Source organism: Chitinophaga sp. 30R24 (assembly GCF_049056765.1).
GTDB lineage: Bacteria > Bacteroidota > Bacteroidia > Chitinophagales > Chitinophagaceae > Chitinophaga.
Genome location: NZ_JBJGXX010000010.1, coordinates 46,362 through 70,616 on the forward strand (window position 1 = coordinate 46,362; position 24,255 = coordinate 70,616).

Annotated in this window: 20 protein-coding genes; 11 read left to right on the plus strand and 9 right to left on the minus strand. The window is 46.5% G+C overall.

The genetic code is table 11. From position 1 onward, the window contains the following. Positions 1–11: 11 nt before the first annotated feature. Positions 12–1,460: a sodium:solute symporter gene (locus tag ACDQ55_RS17585; RefSeq protein WP_420982766.1), complete on the minus strand. Its 1,449-nt coding sequence runs from the start codon at positions 1,458–1,460 to the stop codon at positions 12–14. A gap of 264 nt (positions 1,461–1,724) precedes the next feature. Here ACDQ55_RS17585 and ACDQ55_RS17590 point away from each other — a divergent pair, with 264 nt between their 5' ends. Further along, on the plus strand, positions 1,725–2,666 hold the full coding sequence (locus tag ACDQ55_RS17590) for a bifunctional helix-turn-helix transcriptional regulator/GNAT family N-acetyltransferase (RefSeq protein WP_420982767.1): 942 nt from the start codon (positions 1,725–1,727) through the stop codon (positions 2,664–2,666). Between the two features lie 10 nt (positions 2,667–2,676). Here the strand turns inward: ACDQ55_RS17590 and ACDQ55_RS17595 are convergent, their stop codons facing one another. Continuing rightward, positions 2,677–3,138 carry a DinB family protein gene (locus ACDQ55_RS17595; RefSeq protein WP_420982768.1) on the minus strand — a complete coding sequence of 154 codons (462 nt, stop codon included), beginning with the start codon at positions 3,136–3,138 and terminating at the stop codon, positions 2,677–2,679. Positions 3,139–3,237: 99 nt separating this feature from the next. On the opposite strand from ACDQ55_RS17595, the gene ACDQ55_RS17600 reads away from it, so the two are divergent. Beyond that, the gene (locus tag ACDQ55_RS17600) at positions 3,238–4,875 is read left to right on the plus strand and encodes an acyl-CoA carboxylase subunit beta (RefSeq protein WP_420982769.1); all 1,638 of its coding nucleotides are present in this window, start codon (positions 3,238–3,240) and stop codon (positions 4,873–4,875) included. Between the two features lie 29 nt (positions 4,876–4,904). Then, entirely contained in the window at positions 4,905–5,372 is a 468-nt protein-coding gene (rnhA, locus tag ACDQ55_RS17605) for a ribonuclease HI (protein ID WP_420982770.1), read from the plus strand. A gap of 249 nt (positions 5,373–5,621) precedes the next feature. Here rnhA and ACDQ55_RS17610 read toward each other — a convergent pair whose 3' ends face one another. Further along, positions 5,622–5,783 carry a hypothetical protein gene (locus ACDQ55_RS17610; RefSeq protein WP_420982771.1) on the minus strand — a complete coding sequence of 54 codons (162 nt, stop codon included), beginning with the start codon at positions 5,781–5,783 and terminating at the stop codon, positions 5,622–5,624. 576 nt (positions 5,784–6,359) lie between these two features. On the opposite strand from ACDQ55_RS17610, the gene ACDQ55_RS17615 reads away from it, so the two are divergent. From ACDQ55_RS17615 to trxA, 3 genes are all read left to right on the plus strand, one after another. Then, complete coding sequence (locus tag ACDQ55_RS17615) at positions 6,360–9,452, plus strand: SusC/RagA family TonB-linked outer membrane protein (protein ID WP_420982772.1); 3,093 nt, start codon at positions 6,360–6,362, stop codon at positions 9,450–9,452. Positions 9,453–9,463: 11 nt separating this feature from the next. Further along, positions 9,464–10,954, plus strand: coding sequence for a RagB/SusD family nutrient uptake outer membrane protein (locus ACDQ55_RS17620; RefSeq protein ID WP_420982773.1), 1,491 nt, complete (start codon positions 9,464–9,466; stop codon positions 10,952–10,954). Between the two features lie 207 nt (positions 10,955–11,161). Continuing rightward, a complete protein-coding gene (trxA, locus tag ACDQ55_RS17625) occupies positions 11,162–11,458 on the plus strand; it encodes a thioredoxin (protein WP_420982774.1) in 297 nt (98 codons plus the stop codon). 7 nt (positions 11,459–11,465) lie between these two features. On the opposite strand, the gene ACDQ55_RS17630 is transcribed toward trxA, so the two are convergent. The 6 genes from ACDQ55_RS17630 to ACDQ55_RS17655 all read right to left on the minus strand — a co-directional run bounded on the left by ACDQ55_RS17630 (position 11,466) and on the right by ACDQ55_RS17655 (position 17,755). Then, a complete protein-coding gene (locus ACDQ55_RS17630) occupies positions 11,466–12,617 on the minus strand; it encodes a hypothetical protein (protein WP_420982775.1) in 1,152 nt (383 codons plus the stop codon). A gap of 60 nt (positions 12,618–12,677) precedes the next feature. Continuing rightward, complete coding sequence (smpB, locus tag ACDQ55_RS17635; protein ID WP_420982776.1) at positions 12,678–13,115, minus strand: SsrA-binding protein; 438 nt, start codon at positions 13,113–13,115, stop codon at positions 12,678–12,680. 56 nt (positions 13,116–13,171) lie between these two features. Continuing rightward, the gene (accD, locus tag ACDQ55_RS17640) at positions 13,172–14,020 is read right to left on the minus strand and encodes an acetyl-CoA carboxylase, carboxyltransferase subunit beta (protein WP_420982777.1); all 849 of its coding nucleotides are present in this window, start codon (positions 14,018–14,020) and stop codon (positions 13,172–13,174) included. A gap of 284 nt (positions 14,021–14,304) precedes the next feature. Beyond that, on the minus strand, positions 14,305–15,372 hold the full coding sequence (gene fbaA, locus ACDQ55_RS17645) for a class II fructose-bisphosphate aldolase (protein WP_420982778.1): 1,068 nt from the start codon (positions 15,370–15,372) through the stop codon (positions 14,305–14,307). Between the two features lie 221 nt (positions 15,373–15,593). Further along, positions 15,594–16,394, minus strand: coding sequence for a helical backbone metal receptor (locus ACDQ55_RS17650; RefSeq protein ID WP_420982779.1), 801 nt, complete (start codon positions 16,392–16,394; stop codon positions 15,594–15,596). 2 nt (positions 16,395–16,396) lie between these two features. Further along, on the minus strand, positions 16,397–17,755 hold the full coding sequence (locus ACDQ55_RS17655) for a pyridoxal-phosphate dependent enzyme (RefSeq protein WP_420982780.1): 1,359 nt from the start codon (positions 17,753–17,755) through the stop codon (positions 16,397–16,399). 211 nt (positions 17,756–17,966) lie between these two features. Between ACDQ55_RS17655 and bioD the strand changes: the two genes are divergently transcribed. The 5 genes from bioD to ACDQ55_RS17680 are packed head-to-tail and all read left to right on the plus strand — an operon-like array spanning position 17,967 to position 24,242. Continuing rightward, the gene (gene bioD / locus ACDQ55_RS17660) at positions 17,967–18,611 is read left to right on the plus strand and encodes a dethiobiotin synthase (RefSeq protein WP_420982781.1); all 645 of its coding nucleotides are present in this window, start codon (positions 17,967–17,969) and stop codon (positions 18,609–18,611) included. After that, entirely contained in the window at positions 18,608–19,183 is a 576-nt protein-coding gene (locus ACDQ55_RS17665) for a 5-formyltetrahydrofolate cyclo-ligase (RefSeq protein WP_420982782.1), read from the plus strand. The genes bioD and ACDQ55_RS17665 overlap by 4 nt, the downstream gene beginning before the upstream one ends. A 20-nt stretch (positions 19,184–19,203) precedes the next feature. After that, complete coding sequence (gene lpxK / locus ACDQ55_RS17670) at positions 19,204–20,262, plus strand: tetraacyldisaccharide 4'-kinase (RefSeq protein WP_420982783.1); 1,059 nt, start codon at positions 19,204–19,206, stop codon at positions 20,260–20,262. 12 nt (positions 20,263–20,274) lie between these two features. Next, on the plus strand, positions 20,275–23,250 hold the full coding sequence (rnr, locus tag ACDQ55_RS17675; protein WP_420982784.1) for a ribonuclease R: 2,976 nt from the start codon (positions 20,275–20,277) through the stop codon (positions 23,248–23,250). A 20-nt stretch (positions 23,251–23,270) separates the two neighbouring features. Next, positions 23,271–24,242, plus strand: coding sequence for a polyprenyl synthetase family protein (locus ACDQ55_RS17680; protein ID WP_420982785.1), 972 nt, complete (start codon positions 23,271–23,273; stop codon positions 24,240–24,242). The last annotated feature ends 13 nt before the right edge of the window (positions 24,243–24,255 follow it).

Consider the following 24,255-nt stretch of genomic DNA (forward strand, 5'->3'; position numbering starts at 1 on the left):
GAACACTCACATCAATCTTCCGATTTATGCGAAATCAGTAGTAGTCCTAAGAAAGTAAGCAGCCCGTTAATGATCAGCAATTCCAGGCCTATCTGGAAATTGCCGAAGAAAGCAGTTTGGTTGGTATCAATAATATAACACAGCAGGGGAGCAGCTATGCATACTACTGGTACCAGCACATCATATACCTTTCTTTTGGAGAAAATGCCAAAGGCAAAAAGTCCCAGCAATGGCCCGTAAGTATAGGTAGCTACTTTAAGGATTACACCTATCATACTGGGATTATTCACTTTGTTGAAGATCAATACAAACAGCAGGAACACAAATGCCATGAGCAAGTGTATCCGCTGGCGGTATTTTTTTCTTTGCGCTTCCGTCCAGTCGCTGCGCCGTTGCATATCCAGTATATCAATGCAAAGGGAGGAGGTGAGGGCGGTGAGTGCACCGTCTGCGCTGGGAAACAAGGCAGATATCAAGGCAATAATGAAAATGACGGAGATCACTGGCGGCATATGATGTAAGGCTAATTCAGGGAATAGCTTATCGCCGGTGGCAGTTACCTGTTGCTGTGCGCCATATAAGTGCAGTAAGCCGCCCAGGTACAGGAAAAGGCCAATCACCACCACCATGATAAAGGCCAGTGATACCATGTTCTTTGTGGAATCCTTTAATGTTTTTACTGAGATGTTCTTTTGCATCATTTCCTGGTCCAGTCCCGTCATGGTAATGGTGATGAAGGCGCCGGCCAGGATCTGTTTTATAAAGAATAGTTTATCGTAAGGATCTGTTACAAATACTTTGGTGAGCCCCCTGGCTTCCATAGCATGAAAGCTTTCACCGAGATTGAGGTGCATGGCATGCAGGATATAGCATACACAGATTACCAGGCCGGCCAGCATACAGGTCGTTTGTAATGTATCGGTGTATACGATGGTTTTTACTCCCCCTTCAAAAGTATACAGCAGTATCATGAGCAATATAATGAGGGTGGTGAGCCAGAAAGGCACGCCAAAGCTCGACAGGATGGCATCCTGTAATATCCTTACTACCAGATACAGCCGTGCGGTGGCGCCCAGGGTGCGCGACAAAATAAAAAAGGAAGCCCCGGTTTTATAGGAATGCCGGCCAAACCGGCTGTTCAGGTAGTCGTAAATGGAAGTTAATTGTAACCGGTAATACAACGGGATCAATATGTAAGCAATGCTGATATAGCCGATAAAATAGCCCAGTGTGATCTGCATGTAGGCGAAGGCATCCTTTCCTACTGCCCCCGGTACGCTAACAAAAGTAACTCCGCTCAGGGAAGTCCCGATCATGCCAAAGGCCACCAGCATCCAGTTACTGTTACGGTTACCGATAAAAAAGGAATCATTATTGGCATTACGGCCGGTGTACCAGGCTACCAGCAGTAAGATAATAAAGTAAGCAATAACGAACGAGAATAATAATCCAGGCGACATAAATCAGATTTAATCAAAGTACTGTTTTCCGCTAAAGCATGAAACGTAAAACGCAAATATAATATGTTCCCCTATTCAGTAGGGCATAAAATAAGCGTGATAACCTTCCTCGGGTACTATTCATCCCAGAATAGTTGCCCTCATTTTTAGCCTTGTACCCCTTAATTACGTCGGTTATCTGGAGGAGTAAATAGTTGACTAGGTCAAATTTATTATTTGCTTTTGTCAATAAATTATATATTTTTGCTTGAAAAACAAGCACCTATGTCCGGTAATCCGTCTGTTATCGATGATATCCGCCACTTTAACCGGTTTTATACCGGCATGATCGGTTTATTGAACCGGCATATCCTGGAAAGTAATTTGTCGCTCTCGGAAGTCGGGGTGCTATATGAATTAGGCCAGTCGGAGCAATGTACTGCCGGTCAGCTAACCGGTATCCTGAAAATGGATGGAGGCTACCTCAGCCGTATAATCAAAAAGTTTGAGCAAAATGGGTGGCTGCACCGGCATCAATCCAACTTAGATGGACGTACGTTTTTTCTGCGGCTCACCGCTGCGGGTAAGCAATTACTGGCAGGATTGGATGAAAAGTCTTCCGGCGAAATCCAACAGTTGGTGGGAGGTTTATCAGATAAGCAGCAATTACAGGTAACGGGGGCTATGAACACCATACGGGAAGTACTGCAAGCGGCACAACCGGCGTCATCAACGGATATCCATATCCGTTATAACCTGTTGCCTGGCGATGTAGGCTACCTCATTTACCTCCACGGCTATTTGTACGCCCAGGAATCGGGATATAACCTGGAGTTTGAAACGTATGTATGTAAAACTTTTTATGAATTCCTGCCTGCTTATAACCCGGGCAAAGACCGGATGTTCCTGGCTATAGCGGATAATCAGATTGTAGGTTCCGTCGCTATTCTGGCCTCTTCCCGTCATCTGGCGCAATTGCGCTGGTTCCTTATCCACCCCGACTACAGGGGCCAGGGCCTCGGTAAGCGGTTGTTGCAGGAGGCAGTTGATTTTTGCCGGGAAAAAAATTATCAGAAAGTATACCTTATGACCACCAGCATGCAGGAAGCCGCTATTGCCCTGTATAAAAAAGCGGGCTTCCGTAAAACAGGTGAAAAATACCTGCAATTATGGGGGCAGCAATTGTATGAGCAACGATACGATATGGAGCTGACGTATAGTATTTAGCAGTGGATGGCTATACGCTATATTTGTGTAGCAGCACAATCTGTCCTAAATGGTAAGCGTCGTGTTCTGCCAATCCCTGTAAGTAATAGACCGGTTGTTGATTAGTGCCGGGAAAGGTATCGAATAGTTCGTGCTCCGGAAATTTACGGATAGTGATACAAACCTGTTCAAAAGAATGGTTTAGGCGATGCAAGGTAGCTTGCCAGTTCTCTTCCCCATGGTTATCCGGCATATAAAAATCCGGCAGGTCGCCATCCTGCTCAGGTGCTTCATTATAGAGGTAACGTTGCACCCGTTGGTGCCAGAAGATGATATGGTTCACAATTTCCCATATATTATTTGATTCCCCGAATGTTTGTACCGCCTGATGAGCATTGATCCGGGTAAGATGCTCCCGGAAAGTGACGCCGATCCAGGGCTCTCCGTCATATAGATTTTCCAGTGATCTTGCCAGGTGTTCCGTTAACAACATATAATAGGATTTTTGTGTGGTATAAATAAGCTCAATTCCACTGATACGTAATTTACTGAATTCTTTCCCTTATTTTTAAAGAATATAAAAACCATCGTTATGGATCAGCAGCAATTGGAAACTAACAAAAATGAAGATGCAATGCGGATGGCTATCAGTACCATGAAACAACGCTTAGGCATTATAGAACAGGGCGGCGGCAGGAAAAGCCTGGAAAAGGTGCGGCAACGTGGCAAGCTCACCGCACGGGAACGCATACAGTACCTCATCGACAAAGACACTCCTTTTACTGAAATCGGCGCTTTTGCCGCATACGACATGTATGAAGAATACGGTGGATGCCCCGCTGCCGGCACAGTGGGAGGTATTGGCTATGTGAGCGGCCGCCAGTGTATGATTGTAGCTAATGATATGACCGTAAAGGCGGGCGCATGGTTTCCGATGACCGGTAAAAAGAACCTCCGTTTACAAGAAATTGCCATGGAAAACCATTTGCCAGTGATCTACCTGGTAGATAGCGCCGGCGTATTTCTCCCTATGCAGGACGAGATTTTTCCAGACAAGGAACATTTTGGCCGTATCTTCCGTAACAATGCCCGCATGAGTGCCATGGGCATTACTCAGATCGCTGCTGTAATGGGCAGTTGCGTGGCAGGTGGCGCCTATTTGCCTATCATGAGCGATGAGGTGCTCATGGTGGAAGGAAATGGTTCTATTTTCCTGGCCGGTCCCTATCTCGTAAAGGCAGCCATCGGAGAAAACGTAGATGCGGAAACGTTAGGTGGTGCTGTTACCCATACCGAAATTTCCGGTATCGCAGACTATAAGTTCTCAACAGATGAAGAATGCCTCGACCGTATCCGTAATATCGTGTCGCGGCTCGGACACAATCCCACTGCAGGATTTGACCGTATATCCCCGCTAGCACCCGAAAAACCCACGGAAGAACTGGACAGTATCCTGCCGGCAGATAGCACACGCCCCTACGACATGCTAGACATCATAGACCGGCTGGTAGACGGTTCCGCTTTTGAACAATACAAACAAGATTACGGTAAAAGCATCTTATGTGGCTATGCACGCATAGATGGCTGGGCTGTAGGCATCGTGGCCAACCAAAGAAAAATTGTGAAAAGCCGTAAAGGCGAAATGCAGATGGGAGGCGTTATTTACAATGATAGCGCAGATAAGGCTGCCCGCTTTATCATGAACTGTAACCAGAAAAAAATACCCCTGGTATTTTTGCAAGACGTAACCGGTTTTATGGTAGGTAGTAGAAGTGAGCAATCGGGTATCATTAAGGACGGTGCCAAGTTGGTGAATGCTGTGGCCAATTCTGTGGTGCCTAAAATTACGGTTATTATCGGCAACTCCTATGGGGCTGGTAACTATGCTATGTGCGGCAAAGCTTATGATCCCCGCTTTATTTATGCCTGGCCCTCCGCCAAAATAGCGGTGATGGGAGGAGAGCAGGCCGCTAAAACCCTGCTGCAGATACAGGTAGCCTCGCTCAAAGCAAAGGGACAGGAAATTACGCCTGAAGATGAAGCCCGCCTCCTGAAAGAGATCACTGATAAATACAATACGCAAACAACGCCATACTATGCTGCTTCCCGTTTATGGGTAGATGATATCATTGACCCCGTAGATACCCGTGCCCGCATTTCTGAAGGTATTAAGGCTGCTAATAACGCCCCCATTGATCAGCCATTCAATGTAGGCGTGTTCCAGGTGTAGTTATTCCTTATCTTCGCACTTCTTTAAAAATGAACATGGCTGAACTGGTAGTATATACTGATGGCGCATCCCGTGGCAATCCCGGCCCGGGCGGATATGGCGTGATCCTCATTTGGGGTAATATAAGAAAGGAATTGTGGCAAGGATACCGCAAAACTACTAACAACAGGATGGAGCTCCTGGCGGTAATTGTAGCGTTGGAAGCATTAAAAAAAGATGGTGTGCCGGTAACCATCTACACAGACAGTAAATACGTAGTAGACAGCATAGAAAAAGGATGGCTATGGAGCTGGGTGAAAATAGGCTTCAAAGACAAAAAAAATAAAGACCTCTGGATGCGCTTGATTCCCCTGCTTAAAAAGCACCAGATAAAAATGCAATGGGTAAAAGGACATGCCAGTAACCCCTTTAATAACCGTTGTGATGAATTAGCTACACAAGCTGCGGATAGCGGCAATTGGTTAATTGATGAAGGCTTTGAAAGCGGAGTGGCTTAAAACAATCCACTTAAAACGGTATCGCATAAACGGAAATCGCATTGTATCCGAACCAACAGGTGGGCATATTTGTAATATAAGCGTAAGCTTAATTTTCATCTATGCTCACCTGGTTATCTGAAACGTTTCAAAAATATTCCGGGATAATGGCGCTTGCCCTACTCCTGGCCTTTATAATCCATCTACAAGGCTTTACGCCGGGAACTGTAACTGGCATATTGCTGGCCGTATCTTTGGTAGTGATCATATTCAGATCCCCTCCGTTCTCCTGTCTGTTTTTTGCTGTGTTTTCTTTTCTGTACCGGCTATGGTATAGGCCCCCTGTTTTTTCTGGGAACTGCTGCGCTGTGGAACTGGCGCAGCTAAACTGGCTGTAGCCATCAATTCGGAATTACATCTGTTTAGTGACATCCAGGAAGAATTAGATAAAGTTATTACTGTATTGGGATATAAAGAAAGGGAAGGAGTGGAAACCGATATCATCTGCCTCTTGGTGGGCATCCTATTCGGCGCCTGCCTGGTCGTTTACATGTTGAGGTTAATCATTGTTTTGCTGATGCCTACATTTTTTAGGCATCCGCTTTTTAGGAATGAAATCCATGCCTGTAGGGCGAATTGGGTTGGCGGGTAATTTATTATTTAACTTTTTTAACAATTCTTTTGTTTTTCACCATGAAAGCGATTAGTTTTGCGTCCCATTAGTCTATAGGAATAATAGGATAGTAAAATGAAACAATTAAAGAATCGCTTATGGAGAAACAACCCAACCTTGTTTTTACCTGTAACCCTTGTTGTTGCAGGCGCCCAGGATTTCACTGCATAGTCTGTACAACAGCAGGTTACTACATGCAATAACTGTTTCGGAACTCCACCCGTTCCCCGGTTAATAACAATATTGGCATCAACACTGCAAGCCCGTTGCATATGGGCCTGGAAGGATATTGCTATAAAATCAGATCACTACTCACTTTCAACATTTAGTATATTATGTTACAACGACTACTCTTCTTTTTATTGGTGCTATTCGGACCGCTTGCGGTGATAGCACAAACACGCACCGCTACAGGAAGTGTTTATTCGGCAAAAGATAACTCTCCTTTACCCGGGGCTACGATAATGATTAAAGGCACTACTACGGGTACGGTTAGTGGTCCTGATGGAAATTTTAAATTACAGATAAGTGATGCAGCTGCCACTACACTGGTAATCAGTTATGTAGGGACAGTACCGCAGGAAGTACCCATCGGTGTAGCACCGGTGCGGGTTGAGCTGCAATCTTCCGGAAAGGATATTGATGAAATTGTAGTAGTAGCCTATGGTACTGCTAAGAAGAGCTCTTATACTGGTTCTGTTTCGCAGATTAAAGGAGATGAGTTGATAAACAGGCAGGTATCCAGTGTTTCCAAGGCTTTACAAGGTCTTGCTGCCGGTGTACAGAGTACTTCTACCAGTGGCCAGCCAGGTACGGATGCTACCATCCGTATCCGTGGTATCGGTTCTATCAACGCTTCTGCCGATCCTTTGTATGTTGTGGATGGGGTGCCTTATGGAGGTAGTCTCAACGCGATTAATCCATACGACATTGAGTCTATCAGCGTATTGAAAGATGCGGCATCTAGTGCATTGTACGGTTCCCGCGGCGCCAATGGGGTGATCATCATTACCACCAGGTCGGGTAAAAAATCCGGAAATAATGTAGATGTTCGCGTTAGCCAGGGTTTCTCTAAAAGGGCGGTAAAGGATTACGATCGTGTAAACACCGACCAGTATTTTGAAATGTATTGGGAAGCTATCCGCAATGCAGGCTTAACAAATGGTTTGGCGCCCGATGTTGCCGCTACACAGGCCAGCAGCAGCCTGGTAAGAAGGTTAGGTATCAATCCATATGGCACTGCTTTTCCCCAGCCGGTAGGTACAAACGGGAAGTTGGTAGCTGGCGCGAAAACCCTGTGGAATGATAACTGGGACGAAGCCATGCAACGTACCGGTCATCGCACAGAGGCCGACCTCAGCGTGAGCGGCGCTACCGATAAATCAAAATATTTTATCTCCGGCGGTTATCTCGATGACCAGGGTATTTACCTGGCCTCTGGATTTAAGCGCTATAACCTGCGCAGTAACATTGATATTGACGCCAAGAAATGGTTGAAGATTGGTTTGAACCTCAGCGGTGCTCACTCCGAACAGGAAGCGCCTCCTTCAGAAGACAGCCGCACCGATAACTATGTGAACTATGGCCGCCTCATGTCTAGCTTCTATCCAATCTACGAGCGAGATCCGGCTACCGGCGCTTACTTGCTCGATGCCAATGGCAACAAGATATTTGATTTTGGCAGCTACCGCCCTAGTGCCGCCAACCCTAACAGTAACCTGGTGGCTACATCTTCGCTTGATAAACATAATGTTTTCCGCGATGATGTGTCTGCCCGGTTGTACGGTGAAGCCACGATCTGGCGTAACCTGAAATTCAGATCCAGCTACAACGCTGATTACTCTGCCAGACAAACGCACGACTATACGAATCCTACCCTGGGCTTCGATGCAGAGGTGGGTGGTACGGTAGATAGGGCCAATTACCGCACTTTTAGCTGGACCTTCAACAATATCCTCACCTGGCAAGAAACATTCAACGAAAAACATCATCTGAGCCTGTTGGCAGGTCAGGAAGCTTATAAGTTCAGAACTAATTTTATTGAGGGGGCCAAATCTGGTTTCTCCCTGCCGGGTCTTGATGAACTGGCAGATGCTTCCCTGATCGCCGGTCTGGATGGTTATTCCGATACATATGCCCTTTCCAGTTTCCTGGGCCGCGCAGAATACAACTTCGAAGAAAAGTACTTCTTCTCCGGTTCCCTGCGCCGTGATGGCTCCTCCCGTTTTGCACCAGATCACCGTTGGGGTACTTTCTGGTCTGTAGGCGGTTCCTGGAGGGTTACTGCCGAAGAATTCCTGAAACACAGCACCTGGCTCAACCTCCTGACGCTTCGTGCCAGTTATGGTGCGCAAGGTAACGACAACCTGGGTGCAGGCTCTTATTATAACTACTACCCCTTGCTGAATGTGAACAGTAATCTGGGAGAAGGAGGCACTTACCGCAGGAATTTGTATAACCCCAGATTGAAGTGGGAAACGAACCTGAACCTGAATATAGGAGTAGACTGGTCTATGTTCGACAGCCGCTTCGGAGGTACCGTGGAATTCTTTGAACGTAAATCTAAAGATTTGCTGTACTCTCAGCCGCTGGCGCCTTCTATCGGTTATGCAGTAGTGGCTGAAAACATCGGCGCCCTTAAAAATACGGGGATAGAAGCTACCTTGCACGGCATACCGGTAAGAACGAAGAATTTTAACTGGGTAGTTGATTTCAATATCACCCACTACCGCAACAAGGTTACTCAATTGCCACAAAAGGAAATCATCAACGGTACTAAAAAGCTGATGGTAGGAAAATCTATCTACGACTTCTACCTGCGCGAATGGGCAGGCGTAGACAAAAATACCGGTTTGCCTTTATGGTATATTAATAACGCAGATGGCACCAAAGGCACTACGGGCAACTATAGCGCCGCTACACAGTATTATAATGGCTCTTCCCTGCCAGATGTGTACGGTGGTCTTACCAATACTTTCAATTATAAAGGATTTACCTTGTCCTTTATGTGGGCATATAGCCTTGGTGGTAAAGTACTGGACCAGGATTACCTGTTCCTGCTGGGTACAGGTACTTCCGCTGGCCGGCCATTTGCCCAAGAAATGTTGAACCGCTGGACGCCGGAAAATCCGAATACAGACGTGCCCAAGCTGACTACTATTCAAACCAACTGGACGTCTGTTTCTACCCGCTTTTTGTACGATGCCAGCTATGCCCGTCTGAAAACTTTGAACTTTGGTTATAACCTGCCTAAGTCTTTAATGGAAAAAGCGCACCTGCATAATATACTCGTATACCTGCAAGGAGAAAACCTGTTCACCATTTATGGACATAAAGGCCTGGACCCTGAACAATCTGTAGGCGGTACTACTTACTATCGCTACCCGGCTATTAAATCATTATCTGCTGGCATTAACCTGAGCTTTTAAAAATTATGATCATGAAAAAGAACCTGCTATTATTAATATTCGCTGCTTTGGTGCTGGGAGCCTGCAATAAGGACTTCCTGGATACCAAACCTACCAATGCAGTGCCCGACAACGATGTGTTTAATACCGCCGACAATGTGGAAACAGTGATCAATGGTACCTGGGCTTATATGTTTGAAGAATTTTTTACGTATGCCGTACCAGGTTATAAATCCATTCACCTTACCAGTGATGCAATGGGAAGCGATATTGCAGTAACACAGTCTTATGGTCTTCGCGATGCTTACGCTTTCACAGAAATGGTAGACAATACCAAAAATCGTGTGAGTGCTTACTGGACTATCATCTATAAAGTGATAGATAACTGTAACAATATTATCGCTAAAGTGGATAACGCTGCTGGTGATGCCGATAAGAAGCAGCGTCTTAAAGGGCAGGCCTACGCGTTGCGCGCTTACTGCTATCTTACCCTGGCTTCTTATTATCAGTTTAATAGAACAGGCGCAGAAAAGGCGGTGCCTATCTATATAACGCCTTCCGGAGCTACTACGGCGGGCAAGCCTAAATCAACTATCGGGGAAGTATATACGCAAGTGATCAGCGACCTGCAGAACGCATTGCCACTGATCAAAAACTATCAGCGCAGCGCTACTCAGAAATGGAAAATAGACCTCAATGTAGTGAATGGGTTGCTGGCGAGAGCTTACTTGCAGAATCGCCAGTGGAAAGATGCGATTACATATGCTGTAGCGGCCAGGAACGGTTATCCTTTAATGTCTGGCGACGACTATAATAAAGGATTCAATGATATCAATAACGGAGAATGGATCTGGGGACATGCGCAAACGCCTAACCAAAGTAATGCCAGCTATAATTTCCATTACCTGGATGTTTCCTCCCCGGCTTCTTATTACCAGAGCTTCATGGCAGATCCTTATTTCCTGAATTTCTTCGATAGTGCAGATGTGCGTTTCCGTTTGTTCGACTGGGACACTTTACCTAATCAGGAAGGCTACCTGCGCTACAAGAAATTCCGCTTTCGTGATCCAAGTGCCCTGGTGGGGGATCTGGTATTGATGCGCGCTGCAGAAATGTACCTGATCGAAGCAGAAGCATATGCGCAAAGTGGCGACAACGCTAACGGCGCCGCTGCCCTGAATGTATTGCGCGCAGCCCGTAGCGCCACTTTGTATACCGGTGGTGGGCAGCTGTTGGATACCATTCTGGTAGAGAGAAGAAAAGAGCTATGGGGAGAAGGATTTTCCCTATCAGATATTATTCGTACGGGGGGCACCGTAGTAAGGAAGCCATTCTTGGCATATAATGGAAAAGATAGTATTATCAATGTGCCAACAGGGAATGGTACCTTCGTACAGGTGCCCGCCCAGGGCCATCTTACGCTGAAACAGCCAGACGGTAACCCTTTTACGCCCTACAGTCCTTATTACCTTTTTGCTATCCCTATTACGGAGATACAGAATAATCCTAACCTGAATAATTGAGTCGTCTTAAAATAGGTTGACAGATTTATTAAAGATTAAATTTAGTCCCTGGCCACTCTGGCTAGGGACTTTTTGTGCTTTTTATATAAGGCACACGCGGCAAACACTGTAATATATTTATAATATAATTATTGTATATTTTGCATGTGTAATATTATGCACTCCTTAAAAAGTGCGTACTTTGCAATAGGAATTAAAACATGTGCTATGGAGAATTTATCTGCTATTTTGCAATCTTCTACCCCGGTATTAATCGATTGTTTTGCTACCTGGTGTGGCCCCTGTAAGATGGTGCCTCCCATACTTAAGGAAGTAAAAGATAAGATGGGAGATCAGCTCCGGATTGTTAAAATAGATATTGATAAAAACCAGCAGCTATCAGCCCAATGGCAGATTAGCAGCGTACCCACTTTGTTGCTTTTTAAGGAGGGTAAATTGATCTGGCGCCAGAGCGGCGTAGTGCCTGCCCACCAGTTGATTCCTTTGTTGCAGCAGAAGATCTAGCCTTGCTTTAGAGGCTATTATATAGATTTTGCAGGTCCCGCGTTAACACATCGTAAATAGGCCGCGTAAACTCCATAAATAGGTCGGTAGGCGGCGGCGGCGCTACATCCCGGCCGCCCATTAGCCGTTTGTCTTCGTCGCTTAATGCCCTTTCATCTCCTTTGAAAGTGCCGTACTGGTTTTGCCAGGTATAACTGCCCGGAATACGGTCGGAGCGCAGTAGTTGCCCATTATTAGTATCCGTGATCTGGTAGTCCAGGAGCCCTTTGGAAACCACTGTTTTTTGGGTGATGTACAGGGTAGCTTTTACTGTTTTATAGGTATTGGTTTCTTTTCCGGTAGAATCTTTTGTAGTACCAGCCACGATGTCTTTTGATACATCACGTTGGGTACGGTTTTCATAGGTTTGTCCTACTACAAAATCAAAAAAGCGCAGTGCTATATATTCGTCGGGGTGGATATTTTCGGTGCTGGCCACCCGTTCATCGTAAAATTGTACAAAAGGGTTGATATTACGTTGCTGCAGGCCTCGTACCAGGTAGTCGCGGAATTGGTCTGCGCTGAATTGGTAATATGGTGAGCGGACTTCAATATCGCTTACAATTACACGGATTACAGCCATCTGGAAGGCCTGATCCCGCAGTTGTTGGGCATCCCGGTAGTCAGGAATTAGTTTCAGCGCGGTGCCAAATTCATCATAAGCAGCCCTGGCGCTGGCTTTATCCCCTTTGTCGAGCAATGCGATGCCTCTGTCGTACCGTACTTCTGCTGCATTCTCCTGGGCGCCGGTAATGGCATTGCGATAATCTTTCGGTTGTACCAGTTGAAGGGCGGCAGGGGAGTTGTGAATGCTGGTATACAGGTTTTGCAATGCTTTATATTCATTGCGCACATATTCCCATTTGAGCGGGTTATTGGAGCGCAGGTATTCATTAACTTTATCTTCGCGTTCACGCTGAGCCAGTTTATAAGCATCTGGTAGCAGCCGGTTAGCGTTGGCGTCTTGTGGTTTGCGTTGCAGTTTTTTAACGAAAGTAGTTACCGCCTCATCGTATTTGCCCTTATTGTATAGTTTTTCACCCGATTTGCAGCCGGGTAGCAGTACGGTGAGGAATAAGGCCATCAGGGCGATAAATAGGTGGGATGCCAGCTTTTTCAAGGTAGGGATTGTATTTATGTGAATAAATTTTTGCTGTGCTACGGCGGCGGCGCTTCCAGCTTATTTAAATTGTCTTCTCAGTTCCCGGTCTGCTTCTCTTGCTTTAATGGTGTCGCGCTTATCATGCAGCTTTTTACCCTTGCCGATGCCGATTTCCATTTTAGCCAAACTTTTATCATTGATGAATATACGGAGAGGAACAATCGTGTAGCCGCGTTCCTTGATCTTGTTTTCCAGTTTTCTCAGCTCCCTTTTGGTCAACAGTAGCTTTCTTTCCCGCAGCGGGTCGTGATTGGCAGAGGTGCCGTGAGAGTATTCTGCGATGTGCAGGCTTTTTACATACAATTCCCCTTTGGAAAAATAACAGAAGGAGTCGTTAAAGCTCACTTTACTGGCGCGGATAGATTTTATTTCAGTACCCAGCAATGCCAATCCAGCAATGAATTTATCTTCTATTGCATATTCGAAATAAGCTGATCTGTTCTTTAATTCTGACATGGTGTAGTGGTTAGCTATCAGCTTCTGGTGATTTGCTGCCAGAAGCTGATGAGCCCTTAGTTTTTGAAGAGAGTTAGCAGGCTGCCCAGCTTCGTCTTCAGTTCTTTTCTATCCATGATGAAATCCAGGAATCCGTGTTCCAGCAGGAACTCGGCGCTCTGGAAGCCAGCAGGCAGGTCTTTTTTAATTGTTTCTTTGATGATCCTTGGTCCGGCAAAGCCGATCAAAGCGCCTGGTTCTGCAATGTTAAGATCGCCCAGCATCGCATAGGAGGCGGTTACGCCACCGGTGGTGGGATCGGTCATCAGGGAAATATAAGGCAGTTTGGCGTTGGCCAGCTGTGTAAGCTTGGCAGATGTTTTAGCCATTTGCATCAGGGAAAAGGCACTTTCCATCATACGGGCGCCACCAGATTTGGAAATAACCATCAATGGCATCCGGTGAACAATGCAGTAATCGATCGCACGGGCTATCTTTTCCCCTACCACAGAGCCCATGGAGCCCCCGATGAAGTTAAAGTCCATACAGGCCACTACCAAGTCGTTACCCATTACCTTTCCGGCGCCTACTGTCATCGCATCCTTTAACCCCGATTTTTTCTGGGCGTCTTTTAAACGGTCACTGTAAGGTTTCAGGTCCTTAAAGCCCAGAAAGTCTGTTGGATAAATATTTGGAAACAGCTCTTCGAACTGTTTATTATCAAAAATGATCTCAAAATACTCGGCAGAATTGATCCGATTGTGATAATTACATTTATCACAAACATAGTAATGTTCCTTCAGATCCTTAACAGTGGTGGTTTTCTTACAGTTAGGACACTTGTGCCACAAACCATCCGGTGCTTCTTTCTTTTCACTGGTGGTAGTGGAAATGCCTTGTTTAATTCGCTTAAACCAGCTTGACATATTTTGCTATTAGATTAGAAAATAGTGGTGCAAGATACGAATTATCACCTAAAGCCAAAAACATATAGAGAAAAGTATATAGATAGGGGGTTAGTTTTTAACTTTTAGTTGTTAATCCTTTAACAAAAGCACAAAGGCCGGAGCGAATAGGAGTCGCTCCGGCCCGGATAACTGCCAGTGGTTAACCAATAGCAGTCAGTAATCCAATATTTTATAGCTTTTGGCGGCAACCGGTTTGGCAATTTCAGTTGAAACGATTAGCCAATCAGGGAGCTACCAGGCTTTTATGCATTTCTGTTGATGCAGTTCAGGTCTTTGAATGCTTCTTCCAGGCGTTTTACAAAGGTTTCTTCCCCTTTGCGCAGCCATACGCGTGGATCGTAGTATTTTTTGTTAGGTTTGTCCGCGCCTTCCGGATTGCCTAACTGACCTTGCAGGTATTCTTTTTTGGCTTCGTAGTAATCATGTATACCTTCCCAGAATGCCCACTGCATATCAGTATCCAGGTTCATTTTGATAACGCCATAACCCAGTGATTCTGCAATTTGGTGTTTAGGGGAACCGCTACCACCATGGAATACATAGTATACTGGTTTAGCGGCAGTGCCAAATTTTTGCTGGATATATTCCTGGCTGTTCTGCAGAATGATAGGACGCAGTTCTACGTTACCTGGAGAGTATACGCCGTGTACATTACCAAAAGCAGCAGCTACGGTGAAACGTGGGCCTACTTTAGACAGTACTTCGTAGGCATAAGCTACATCTTCCGGCTGAGTGTACAGCTTAGAGTTGTCTACACCGGAGTTGTCTACGCCGTCTTCTTCACCGCCGGTTACGCCTAATTCGATTTCGATAGACATACCCAGTTTGTTCATTCTCTCAAAATATTTATGAGAAATTTCGATGTTCTCTGTAATAGGTTCTTCGGAAAGATCCAGCATATGAGAGCTGTACAGTGGTTGCCCGTGCAGTTTGAAATGCTCTTCGCCGGCAGTCAGTAAGCCGTCGATCCAAGGCAGCCATTTTTTAGCAGCGTGGTCTGTGTGTAATACTACTGGTACGCCATAATATTTTGCTACTTCGTGAACGTGCTTTGCACCGGAAATACCACCTGCAATGTTCGCCTGCAGCTGATCATTTGGCATACCTTTACCCGCAAAGAATTGCGCCCCACCATTGGAAAACTGAATGATTACCGGTGAATTTACTTTAGCAGCCGTTTCCAGTACCGCATTTACGGAGTTAGTTCCCACAACATTCACGGCAGGCATAGCAAATCCGTTGTCTTTGGCATCATTGTACAGCGCATCCAGCTCTTCGCCGAATAATACGCCAGCTCTATATTTTCCCATACTCTGATATATGTTTATTTTTTAGGAAAGCAAATATAAGGAGTTAAATAGAAGATTTATAGCGAAAAGTAAGTGCTTCCGTGTTAAATCTACCAACAGAAAAATGTATTTTCCACGCGATTCGCGGAGGTTTATGGTAAAGTGGCGTGCTGAAAGCTTTGCTGCCGGCTGGTTGAAAAAGCTGAAAGGGATATAGGTTCCATTATGTTCATCAGGTTGTTTTACCCTTGCCGGAACAGCTGCCGGCAGGCTGTTATCACCGACTGAAAGTAGGTTGGGGCTTCCAGCAAACGGCTCCCGTACCACGAGAACATCTCGCCGTCTACCAGTTGTATGGAGGCAGCGGGCAAGATAGCCTGTAATTCGGCGATATGCTTTTCCCGGAAAGGATAGGGTTCGGAAGAGAGTAAAAGTAATTGGCAGCCGCTATTAGCGAGTTCATTGTCGCTGATTTCAGGGTAACGGAGCTGTTTCCCGAATACGTTTTGTAGCCCGCAGCGTTGTAGCATCTGGTGGATGAAGGTGTCGCCGCCTGCTGCCATCCAGGGATCGCGCCAGATAAGGTAGGCTGCAGGCACTGGTTTTTCCAGTACCTGCAGCCCGTTAAAAGCAACTTTGATTTGTGTAATGAGCGCGTTGGCTGCTGTGCTCCGGAAAGTAACTGCGCCTACGCCGGCTATCATATCATAGGCGTCTTCCAGCGATTGCACATTGCTCACCCATACCGGATAATCCTGCATCAATGCGGTGACGTCGCTGGCCAGATTTTCTTCTTTATTGGCGATGATCAGATCGGGCGACAGGCTCCGGATAATCTCCGGATGGATATTTTTGGTACCGCCTACCCGCGTTTTTGCCCGGAACCACGTAGATGGATGTACGCAGAATTTGGTAATCCCTACTACCTGTTCTTCCAGTCCCAGGGTATATAACAATTCCGTTTGGGAAGGCACCAGAGAAATGATCCGCTGTGGCGGAGCTTCCAGTACGACGGGCCGGTGTAACTGATCGGTGAAAACCATGATTATCTTCCTAACGCCTGTATGATATCATATTTGGTTACAATATGGTGGTTGCCGCTGTCGTCTCTGGTTAGTACGGCGCCATTTTCCCGGTTAATATAGGCGGCCAGCTTTTCTATGTGGGTATCCTGACTAACCAGTGGGAACGGGGTTTGCATGATCTGCCGTACCAGGGCGTCTTTCAAATTCACATCATCGATCAGCCGGCTGAATAGGCCGCTTTCTGAAACGGCGCCAATAATTTCCTGTTGTTGTACTACCGGGATATGTTCGATATCGAATTTTCGCATGCGGGCAATCGCTTCACTTACTTTCTCATCTGCTCCGATGGTGACCAGTGGCTGGTTACGGCGACCATTGATCACGTCTTTTACAGTTTTTACATCCAGGAAACCGCGTTCCATCATCCATTGGTCGTTATATACTTTTCCTACATAGCGGCTGCCGCTGTCGTGAAAGATTACTACTACCACGTCGGTGGGTTTCAGCGTTTCTTTTAGTTGTAACAGGCCTTGCAAGGCAGATCCGGCAGAGTAGCCTACGAAGATGCCTTCCTCTTTAGTAATGCGGCGGGCCATCACTGCAGCGTCTTTATCGGTTACTTTTTCGAAGCGGTCGATGTACTGCATGTCGTAGTTCTGTGGTACAAAATCTTCTCCAATGCCTTCGGTGATGTAAGGATACACTTCACTCATATCGAGAACGCCGGTATCGAAATACTTTTTCAGCAAGGAACCATAGCTGTCGATGGCCCATACTTTTATATCCGGATTTTTTTCCTTGAGATATTTACCGGCGCCGGTAATGGTGCCGCCGGTGCCGGTGGCCACTACCAGGTGGGTGATCTTTCCATTGGTTTGTTCCCATATCTCAGGACCGGTTTGTTCGTAGTGGGCATCCCGGTTAGCGAGATTGTCATATTGATTGACGTAAAAGGAGTTAGGGATTTCCTTCGCCAGTCTTTTGGATACAGAATAATAGGAACGTGGATCTTCTGGTTCTACGTTGGTAGGACATACAATTACTTCGGCCCCTACAGCTTTGAGGATGTCCACTTTTTCCTTAGATTGTTTGTCTGTAGTGGTAAAGATGCATTTATAGCCTCTTACAATGGCCGTGAGGGCAAGGCCCATCCCGGTATTGCCGGAAGTGCCTTCAATCAGCGTGCCGCCAGGCTTAAGCAGGCCGTTTTGTTCAGCCACATCTACCATTTTTACGGCCATGCGGTCTTTAATAGAGTTGCCAGGATTAAAAAATTCAACCTTGGCCAGCACCGTACATGGGAGGGAGGCGGTTACGCGGTGCAGTTTTACCATCGGGGTATTTCCTATCGTTTCTAGTATGTTGTTGCAGATCTTCATAAATAAATGAGGTTGTATGTTTACGAAAATACGGAATGCACATTGATTTTGACCATCCTGCCAATTATTATCTTGACATTAACAATCCCCTGAAAATACCCCAAAAAATCTTCCAAAACCGGCCTTAAAAATCCTTTATCATTTCCCCTGCGGTACCCAACAATCCCGGCCATCATCAAAATCCTTAAAATCATCTCTATCTTTGCTTTTAATGAGCGAACGAATTTTTATCACCGGCATAGGAACCGGGGTAGGGAAAACCATCACCTCCGCCTGCCTCACGGAAGCGCTGCAGGCAGATTACTGGAAGCCCGTGCAAACGGGACTACTGGAAGGTACCGATACGGAAACGGTACAGGCATTATTGTCAAATGATGTGTCAGTTTGTCACCCTGAGGCTTACTGTCTGGAGGCGCCAGCTTCTCCACATTTGGCAGCCCGGTTGGAAAATATCAGCATCCAACCTCATCGTATTCTGGAATTGGCCAACCAATACCAGCCGGCCAATCGCCCCTTGTTGATGGAAGGGGCAGGGGGCTTAATGGTACCCATCAACGAAGACGTATTTACGCTGGATCTGATCCGCGAACTCAATGCCCGCGTGGTGATCGTGGCCCAGAACTACCTGGGCAGCATCAACCATGCTTTGCTCACGGCCCGTTTGTTACAGCATACAGGCATCGCCGTTATAGGCTGGATATTTAATGGTGATTACCATACCAATGAAGACGATGTGATCAGATGGAGCGGGTACCCGCGAATTGGCCGTATCCCCTTGGCTCATCCTGTAGATAAGGCATTTGTACAACATCAGGCACAGTTGTTGACGGCCTCGTTACAGACTTTAATGGCATGACCACTAAAAAGGATATACGAAAACATTTTTTGGAGCTGCGGTTGAATATGGATGATGATACCGCCCAGTCCCTGAATAAATCCCTGCTGGATCAGTGCAGGCAACTGGATTACCAAGGAGTACAGCTGGCGCATACCTTCCTGCCCATTACCGAAAAAAAAGAGGCCGACACCTGGCCACTGGTAAAATGGCTGCGGGAGCAATATCCTGCTATGCAATGGACGATTTCCCAGTCGGATATGAAAACGGGCGATATGCGCCATTATCTCTGGAAAACAAATACCATACTGGTCCGGAACAAATTTGGCATACCGGAGCCTGTATCGGGCGACTTGGTACAGCCAGCTGAAATTGACCTGGTATTTGTACCTTTATTGGCCTTCGACGAGCAAGGACAACGGGTAGGATACGGCAAAGGCATGTACGACCGATTCCTCCAACAATGCCGTCCCGGTGTACGGACCATCGGGCTTTCCCTGCTCGGCCCCGTTCCACGCATCGAAGATGCCGGTCCCTGGGATGTACGGCTGCAAACCGTTGTTACCCCAGACCGTATTTATCAATTTAAATAACCACAACAGTGCTTAAATACTTGAAAGTTCTCTTATACCCTTTTTCCCTTTTATATGGACTGGTCATGTGGCTGCGCAACCGTTTTTACGATAAAGGCTTGCTCACCGCAGTGGAATTTGATATCCCTGTAATTGCTGCCGGCAACCTCTCTGTAGGTGGCACCGGTAAAACGCCGCATGTGGAATATATGATCCGTTTGTTAAAAGATTACTACCGCGTAGCTACCCTTAGCCGTGGGTATAATCGCCGCAGCAGTGGATACATTCTGGCAGATGCCCACAGTACCGCCGCCGATATAGGGGATGAACCCATGCAGTTCCATGCTAAATTTCCAGATATCAGCGTTTGCGTAGGGGAAGAACGGATGCTGGCTATTCCGCAGCTCCTGGGCGATGAGCCCTATACCCAGGTAGTGCTGCTCGACGACGCCTTCCAGCACCGCTCCGTAAAACCAGGCATGAACATCATGATCACCGATTATAGCCGGCTTTTTACCCGCGATCATGTGGTGCCTTTTGGCCGCCTGCGCGAAGGCAGGAGAGGCTATCACCGGGCTGATTGTATTATTGTTTCCAAGTGCCCCCCTCATCTGAGCCTGTCCGAAAAACAAGCCCTGGAAAAAGAAATTAACCCATTGCCTCATCAGCGGTTGTTTTTTACTACCTTGCAATACGGCGCCCTGTCTGATATGATGACCCATCAGCCGGTAGAAGTGCCCCAGCCAGCAACGGTATTACTGGCTTGTGGTATTGCCCGCCCGGAGCCTTTGCTTAATGAACTGAAACAACGCTACGATCAGGTGTACCTGTTATCTTTCCCCGATCACTATTACTATACAGAGAAGGATATTGCGAAGATCAAGAAAGAGTGCAGCGACCTGCCTGGTACAGAAAAAATTGTCATTACTACCGAAAAGGATGCTGTAAGGCTTCAGTTGCTCAAAGGAGCCCTGGCAGAACAAAACCTGCAAATTGCTGTTATGCCTGTTGAGGTGTCATTCCTTTTCGGCGAAGCAGAATTATTTAATAACTTTATTTTTGACTATATAGGCCGGCATCTGCCAGCTCCCGGTCAATAACTTAGGACTAACATGAGTAGAAAAAAGAAAAATAAAAGAGGCGGTAACAACAATAATCATCCCCATCATCCCCAAAAGAAAACCTATAAAGGCATTGTGGAAGTAACAAGGTCTGGTATGGCCTTTGTTATTGTGGAAGGCCTTACCAGGGATATCATGGTAAAGCAAAAGAACCTGCATACAGCTCTCGACAGGGATGAAGTGCTGGTAGATGTGCTGAAGCCTGTACGTAATGAAAGCCGTATGGAAGGCGTTGTAACGGAAATACTTAAACGAAATAAAACTGAATTTACCGGCAGCTTGCAGGTGAGCAAAGGTTTTGCCTTCCTCATCCCTGATAAGGGACTGTTTATGCCGGATATTTATATACCTGCCAACTCTGTTGGCAACGCCAAAAGCGGCGATAAAGCGGTGGTGAAAATAGTGGCCTGGGGAGAAAGATCCCGTAAACCCGTAGGGGAAATCCTGGAAATCCTGGATGCAAGCGATACCAACGATCTGGCCATGAAGGAAATCCTCATCGAAGCCGGCTTCCCGCTTAGCTTCCCTAAAGAAGTAATGGGAGAGCTGTATAACCTGGAAGAAAATATTTCTGAGGAGGAAGTCAGCAAACGTAAAGATATCCGCAAGATCCTTACAATGACCATAGATCCGGTAGATGCCAAGGACTTTGATGATGCCATTTCCATCCGTCCTCTTAAAAGCGGATGGTACGAGGTAGGGGTGCATATCGCAGATGTAAGTCATTATGTATTGCCCGGTACAGAACTCGATAAGGAAGCCGATAAACGTGCTACATCCGTATACTTGCCAGACCGGGTGCTTCCTATGTTGCCGGAAAAGATTTCCAATGAGCTCTGTTCCCTGCGCCCTCATGAAGATAAACTGACCTTCTCGGCGATGTTCCAGATGAACGACAAAGGAGAGGTAAAGCAACATTGGATAGGCCGTACAGTTATACATTCTGATCACCGCTTTACCTATGAAGAGGTACAAGAGATCATAGAAACGAAAGAAGGGCCGTACCTGAAGGAGATCCTACTGCTGAATAAAATAGCCCAAACGCTCCGCGCAGCGCGTTTCGCCCATGGCGCCATTAATTTTTCTTCACAGGAAGTCCGCTTCCGGTTGGATGACAAAGGCAAGCCCGTTGGTATTGTGATAAAAGAAAGTAAAGAAGCGCATCAACTGATCGAAGAGCTGATGTTGCTGGCTAATAAAACCATTGCTGCCTATGTAGCGAAGCTCCGGGTCAATAAACAGGAAGTTCCTTTCCCGTACCGGGTGCATGATACGCCGGATCCGGAAAAGCTCAAAGTATTTGCGCTTTTTGCCGGCAAATTTGGGTATCGCTTCGATCTCAGTACTCCGGAAAGCATTGCCAGCTCCTTCAACTATATGTTGGCGTTGGTAAAAGGAAAACCTGAGCAGCCGGTGCTGGAAACGTTGGGCATCCGTACAATGGCCAAGGCCATTTATTCGGTGGATAATGTAGGCCACTATGGTCTTGGTTTTGAAGACTACTGCCACTTTACTTCCCCCATCCGCCGTTATCCCGATGTGCTTGTACACCGCGTGCTGGCAGAATGCCTGGCCAACGATGTGAAACCGGATAAGCAGATGGAACAAAAATGCAAGCATAGCTCCGAAATGGAACGTAAGGCCATGGAAGCAGAGCGCGCCGGTAATAAGTACAAACAGGTGGAGTACATGCAGCAGTTCATTGGCGATACCTTTGAAGGTGTAATCAGTGGTGTGGCGCATTTCGGCTTCTGGGTAGAAACGATTGATACCAAGTGCGAGGGATTGATTAGTGTACACAACCTCAATAAAAGAGAAGAGTTTCAGTTTAACGAAGGGGAATATGCGCTGGTAGGACAGCTTACCGGTCGTAAATTCCGTATAGGCGATAAAGTGAGCATCCGTGTGGTGGCCGCAAATCTGGCCAAACGCCAGCTAGACTACGACCTGGAAGATGAACTAACAGGTAGTGGTGCCGTTGCCGCAGCAGGGGCTGCCCAGCCTAAATTCCGTGACGACCGCAAAGAACGCCGCTTCCCGGATAACCGTGATAACAGGAAGAAAAAGAAAGAAAAGCATCCGAATAAGCCATGGCAGCATCCAGCGCCGGCAGCAGCGTCTCCGGAAGTAGAGCAGCTGTCTGTTGTTGAGCCTATTGTAGATCAGGTAATAATGGAAACACATGTGGTGCCAGTAGCATTGCCCGAAATGCCAGTAGTGGCGCCTGCGCCGGAAAAACCCGTAGCGCCTGCAAAGGCAGCCGCTACAAAAGCAACTGGCCGTAAAACGCCAGCTAAAAAGGTAGCTACGCCTGAAAAGCCGTCCATAGGTAAGCAAAAAGCAGTCGTAGCGCCTGCAAAGGCTACACCTGCTAAAAAAGCAGATATCAGTAAAAAGACGACCGCTGGCAAAAAGGTAACGGTTGCTGCTGTAAAAACTACACCTAAGAAAGCAGCCACACCTAAGAAAGCTGCTGCAGGTAAAAAAGCAGCGGTGCCGGTAAAAACGGCTGTGAAAAAAGTAGTAACGCCTAAAAAGGGAGCGGTGGCAAAAAAAGCCGTCGTTACTACCCGGAAAACGGTGGCAGCGCCTAAGAAAGCCGCTATAGCTAAAAAAGTGGTAACGCCTAAAAAAGCGGTAAAATCAGTGGCGGCACCTAAAAAAGTGGCAGCGAAGAAAACAGCCACCCCTAAAAAGGCAGCTATCAAAAAAGTAGCTACCCCTAAAAAAGCTGCAGCCGTAAAGAAGGTGGTGGTAGCCGTAAAGAAAGCCACGCCAGCGAAGAAGGCAACAGCGGTTAAAAAAGTAGCAGCGGCTAAAAAAACCGCCACTCCTAAGAAGGCTGTTATGCCTAAAAAAGCGGCGGCGCCTAAGAAAGCAGTTCCCGCGAAAAAAGCGGCTGTGCCTAAGAAAGCCGCTGCCAAACCAGCAAAAACGACGAACAAAACCAGGAAAAAGAATAAATAATCAAATACGAGCCATCAGCGATGCAATCATTTAAAGAATTAATAGCACAGTTTATTCAGCATTTCGACCAACAACGTTTCCCGGAACACCCTAGCCAGCTATATGAGGCAGCTTCCCACATCCTGACCATTGGAGGCAAGCGTATACGCCCGGTATTATGCCTGATGGGAAATGAATTATTCAATGATATTCATCCGGATGCCTTTGAAGCAGGCAGTGCTGTAGAGCTGTTCCATAATTTTACCCTGTTGCATGATGATATTATGGATAAAGCGCCGCTCCGCCGCGGCAAATCCACCGTACATACGCTGTATGGAGAGCCTGCCGCTATTCTGGCCGGCGATGTAATGTTGATTAACGTATACGAATATCTGAATAAGGTAGATCATGCCTACAAACAAAAGATTATTGCCGTGTTCAACAAGGCGGCTATTGAAGTATGTGAAGGGCAGCAGCTGGACATGAACTTTGAAAACATGGCTCCTGAAGAAGTGGATTATGATGATTATGTAAACATGATCGGGCTTAAAACCTCTGTGTTGTTGGCAGCCAGTTTACAACTGGGCGCTATTATCGGCGGTGCAGGAGAGGGGAATCAGCAGCATCTTTATTCTTTCGGGAAAAATATAGGTATTGCCTTCCAGATCCAGGACGATTACCTCGATGCCTTTGGCGATCCTGATAAATTTGGTAAGCAGCAAGGCGGAGATATCCTGGCTAATAAGAAAACATTCCTGCTTCTTAAAGCCTTGGAACTTTGCAACGCCGAACAGCGCGCTGAGCTAACTACCTTGTTGGAAACATCTCCGGCAGATAAAGTAGCACGGGTGTTGGCATTGTTCCGCAGTTGTAAAGTGGATGAATGGGCGGAAAAAGAAAAGGAACGTTTCCAGCAATTGGCTTTTGAATGCCTGGATAATATAGCCGTTTTATCTAGCCGCAAAGAACCGCTCAAGGAGCTGGCCAACTATCTCCTAAACCGGCAGCAATAAGGTTTATATTCAA

Coding starts and splice junctions, on each gene's coding strand:
- ACDQ55_RS17585 (WP_420982766.1), bottom strand. CDS start 1,460: ATGTCGCCTGGATTATTATTCTCGTTCGTTATTGCTTACTTTATTATC.
- ACDQ55_RS17590 (WP_420982767.1), top strand. CDS start 1,725: ATGTCCGGTAATCCGTCTGTTATCGATGATATCCGCCACTTTAACCGG.
- ACDQ55_RS17595 (WP_420982768.1), bottom strand. CDS start 3,138: ATGTTGTTAACGGAACACCTGGCAAGATCACTGGAAAATCTATATGAC.
- ACDQ55_RS17600 (WP_420982769.1), top strand. CDS start 3,238: ATGGATCAGCAGCAATTGGAAACTAACAAAAATGAAGATGCAATGCGG.
- rnhA (WP_420982770.1), top strand. CDS start 4,905: ATGAACATGGCTGAACTGGTAGTATATACTGATGGCGCATCCCGTGGC.
- ACDQ55_RS17610 (WP_420982771.1), bottom strand. CDS start 5,783: ATGTCACTAAACAGATGTAATTCCGAATTGATGGCTACAGCCAGTTTA.
- ACDQ55_RS17615 (WP_420982772.1), top strand. CDS start 6,360: ATGTTACAACGACTACTCTTCTTTTTATTGGTGCTATTCGGACCGCTT.
- ACDQ55_RS17620 (WP_420982773.1), top strand. CDS start 9,464: ATGAAAAAGAACCTGCTATTATTAATATTCGCTGCTTTGGTGCTGGGA.
- trxA (WP_420982774.1), top strand. CDS start 11,162: ATGGAGAATTTATCTGCTATTTTGCAATCTTCTACCCCGGTATTAATC.
- smpB (WP_420982776.1), bottom strand. CDS start 13,115: ATGTCAGAATTAAAGAACAGATCAGCTTATTTCGAATATGCAATAGAA.
- accD (WP_420982777.1), bottom strand. CDS start 14,020: ATGTCAAGCTGGTTTAAGCGAATTAAACAAGGCATTTCCACTACCACC.
- fbaA (WP_420982778.1), bottom strand. CDS start 15,372: ATGGGAAAATATAGAGCTGGCGTATTATTCGGCGAAGAGCTGGATGCG.
- ACDQ55_RS17650 (WP_420982779.1), bottom strand. CDS start 16,394: ATGGTTTTCACCGATCAGTTACACCGGCCCGTCGTACTGGAAGCTCCG.
- ACDQ55_RS17655 (WP_420982780.1), bottom strand. CDS start 17,755: ATGAAGATCTGCAACAACATACTAGAAACGATAGGAAATACCCCGATG.
- bioD (WP_420982781.1), top strand. CDS start 17,967: ATGAGCGAACGAATTTTTATCACCGGCATAGGAACCGGGGTAGGGAAA.
- ACDQ55_RS17665 (WP_420982782.1), top strand. CDS start 18,608: ATGACCACTAAAAAGGATATACGAAAACATTTTTTGGAGCTGCGGTTG.
- rnr (WP_420982784.1), top strand. CDS start 20,275: ATGAGTAGAAAAAAGAAAAATAAAAGAGGCGGTAACAACAATAATCAT.
- ACDQ55_RS17680 (WP_420982785.1), top strand. CDS start 23,271: ATGCAATCATTTAAAGAATTAATAGCACAGTTTATTCAGCATTTCGAC.